This is a genomic window from Gammaproteobacteria bacterium, assembly GCA_003696665.1.
Lineage (GTDB): Bacteria > Pseudomonadota > Gammaproteobacteria > Enterobacterales.
The window spans coordinates 1-2,702 of sequence record RFGJ01000500.1; the positions used below are offsets into that span (position 1 = coordinate 1).

The following is a 2,702-nucleotide window of genomic DNA, read 5'->3' on the forward strand; positions in this document are numbered from 1 at the left end:
GATTGAAGAATCTTGTACTTTCTTATGTAGCCACGCAACTGATCATAGGTCAGTGAAAGCAATTCGGCGGCCTTTTTCTGGTTGTATTGCGCGGCTGCCAGTGCAGCTTTGACAAGTCGCACTTCTTCATGCTCAATGTGGGTTTTTAAAGACAGAGGGAACCGAATCTCCTGTTTCGCTGTTGTATTTTCGGTTTGTGGGCGATACGGAGAGTCGAATGGATTCAGGACAATGGAATCAATCTTGCGCTCTGATAAATTTTGGAAAACTGCGCGTTCCACGACATTTTTTAGTTCCCGAACATTTCCTGGCCAATGGTAGCCGCACAGTGTCTTCATGGCGCGATTCGAGAACCCTGCGAACTCGCCCAAATCAAGGTCCTTGCATAGTTTTTCAGCAAAATGGTTTGCCAACAGTGGAATGTCTTCTTGCCGATGGCGAAGCGGTGGAAGTGTAATGACTTCGAAGGCAAGTCGGTCTAAAAGATCCGCCCGAAAACGACCTTGTTCGACCAGCGAGGGCAAGTCTTCGTTGGTGGCGGCGATGACTCGTACATTGACTTGGATGACCTCTTTGCCACCAACGCGTTCAAACTCGCCATATTCAATGACTCTGAGCAGTTTTTCTTGTACTGCCGACGTCGATGTCGCCAGTTCGTCCAGAAAAAGCGTTCCGCCATGGGCCCTTTCGAAACGGCCAACGTGCCGCTTTTGTGCGCCTGTAAATGCCCCGCTTTCATGACCAAATAATTCCGATTCGAGCAAATTTTCATTGATTGCCGCACAATTGAGTTTGACAAAAGGCCCATCCCAACGATGCGACAAATAATGAATACGCGCGGCGATTAATTCTTTACCCGTCCCGCGTTCCCCGACAACCAAGACAGGCCGGTCGATTTGTGCAATTCGGGAAGCCTGCTCCAGACAATTGAGAAAGGCAGGGCTTTCTCCAATCAACGACTCTTGTTCCGTGCGCGACATAAGTTGGTGAAAATTGCCTTAGTTTGGTCTTTTATACCATGCATAATATTGGGGTCACAAGGAGAAAACGCTAACAGTATGAAAACAAAGAAAATGTCTCTATTTATTAAGCTGGCACGATTCTGGAATAGTCAAGGACAGAAGTGAATGAAACAGAGAAGGGATGGTCGCAATGTCTGATCGAATTTCGAAACGGAGAATCACTGTGGCGGTCACTTTATTGTTGGTTGGATGCCTATTGGCGTTGGCTTCGGCGTATGAAATGGAGAAGTCACATACCTTGCGGGCACAATTGACAAGGAACATGGCCACACATACGAGTTTGTCAGCCCATGCCCTGCGCTACTGGCTGAAAGAAAGAAAACAGCAAACGTTACCCAAGCATTCACGTTAAACACTCAAGAGAAAGTAGGAGGTATTGAAATGGGCATTTTTTCTCGTTTTACTGACATCATTAATGCCAACATCAATGCGTTGTTGGATAAAGCCGAAGATCCGAAGAAAATGATTCGGCTGATTATTCAGGAAATGGAAGACACTTTGGTGGAAGTGCGTGCAGAATCAGCGCGGACGATTGCGGAAAAGAAGCAACTTGAACGAAAATGTCGTTACTTGGAAGAGGAAGCCGCATCATGGGAAGCCAAAGCTGAGCTCGCGGTGCGTAAGGGACGTGAAGATCTTGCGAAGGCGGCGCTGTTGGAAAAACGCCAATGCCTGCAAGATAAAGAAGTTTTGCAGCGAGAACTTGCGCAATTGGATGAGGCGCTAAGCCGATTGACCGAAGAAATTTCGGCACTTCAAAAGAAGTTGGATGAAACACGCGCTCGGCAAGAAGCGCTACTGATGCGTCATCAAACATCTAGTAATCGTATCCGCGTACGCGAAAAGTTGGCGAATGATAACCGTGATAAACTTTGGCAACGTTTTGAACGTTTTGAACAAAAGTTGGACACCTTAGATGCGACAATTGAAGCGCAGGACATTGGGCGAGCGCGCAGCTTGAAAGATGAATTCGCAAGCCTTGAAGCTGAGGATATGTTGGAAGAAGAGCTGGCACAGCTGAAACAAAGAGTAAAAGGTCATGACAAACATTCAGATTCGAACAAGTAATGTTGCGATGGGGAGAACTGACTGATGGACCCGACAACGTTGTTTTTCGTGCCTTTGATTGTATTTATGATCTTTGTTGCGCCGATCTGGGTCATTATGCACTATCGCACCAAGGCGCGTAAGTCAGCGGGTTTTACCGAAGCGGATTACCAACTCATCCAGCGATTGGAGTCACATGTCAAGACCATGGAAGCGCGCATCCAAAACTTGGAGAAAATTCTTGACGCCGAGGTACCGGAATGGAGGCAGCACTATGAGCGTTGAACGTCGACGACTCTACCGGTTACCAGATGAAGGGAAAATCGCCGGTGTGTGTGCTGGGATCGCGCGTTACCTCGGATTGGAAACTTGGGTGGTGCGCATCATTGCCTTAAGCTTCTTGCTGTTCTCAGGTGGCACAGCGGTGCTTGCCTACTTTTTAGCAGTGTGGGCGATGGATGTGGCACCTGAGGCACAGTCGGGTAGGACAGGGGGAGTCGGTTTTGATGTCACAGGGGCTTGTGATGCCCAAAATGGCGATGGTGCGCTTCATGTAGAACCAACCGTTAAGGAAGTGTGGTCGCGTCATTGGGGGCCACGGGCAACGTTGGAGATGCTTGATAATCGCCTAGC

At 48.2% G+C, this 2,702-nt stretch carries 5 protein-coding genes; 4 read left to right on the forward strand and 1 reads right to left on the reverse strand.

Annotated features, from left to right (window positions below; all coding sequences use genetic code 11):
• The coding region (gene pspF, locus D6694_12175; GenBank protein RMH38575.1) for a phage shock protein operon transcriptional activator at positions 1-980 on the reverse strand (980 nt) is incomplete at its 3' end.
• Between the two features lie 163 nt (positions 981-1,143).
• On the opposite strand from pspF, the gene D6694_12180 reads away from it, so the two are divergent.
• The 4 genes from D6694_12180 to D6694_12195 form a co-directional block, all read left to right on the forward strand.
• A complete protein-coding gene (locus D6694_12180) occupies positions 1,144-1,374 on the forward strand; it encodes a hypothetical protein (protein RMH38576.1) in 231 nt (76 codons plus the stop codon).
• A 29-nt stretch (positions 1,375-1,403) separates the two neighbouring features.
• Entirely contained in the window at positions 1,404-2,090 is a 687-nt protein-coding gene (pspA, locus tag D6694_12185; protein RMH38577.1) for a phage shock protein PspA, read from the forward strand.
• A 24-nt stretch (positions 2,091-2,114) separates the two neighbouring features.
• Positions 2,115-2,354, forward strand: coding sequence for an envelope stress response membrane protein PspB (gene pspB / locus D6694_12190; GenBank protein RMH38578.1), 240 nt, complete (start codon positions 2,115-2,117; stop codon positions 2,352-2,354).
• The coding region (locus D6694_12195) for a PspC domain-containing protein (GenBank protein ID RMH38579.1) at positions 2,266-2,702 on the forward strand (437 nt) is incomplete at its 3' end. The genes pspB and D6694_12195, both read left to right, overlap by 89 nt.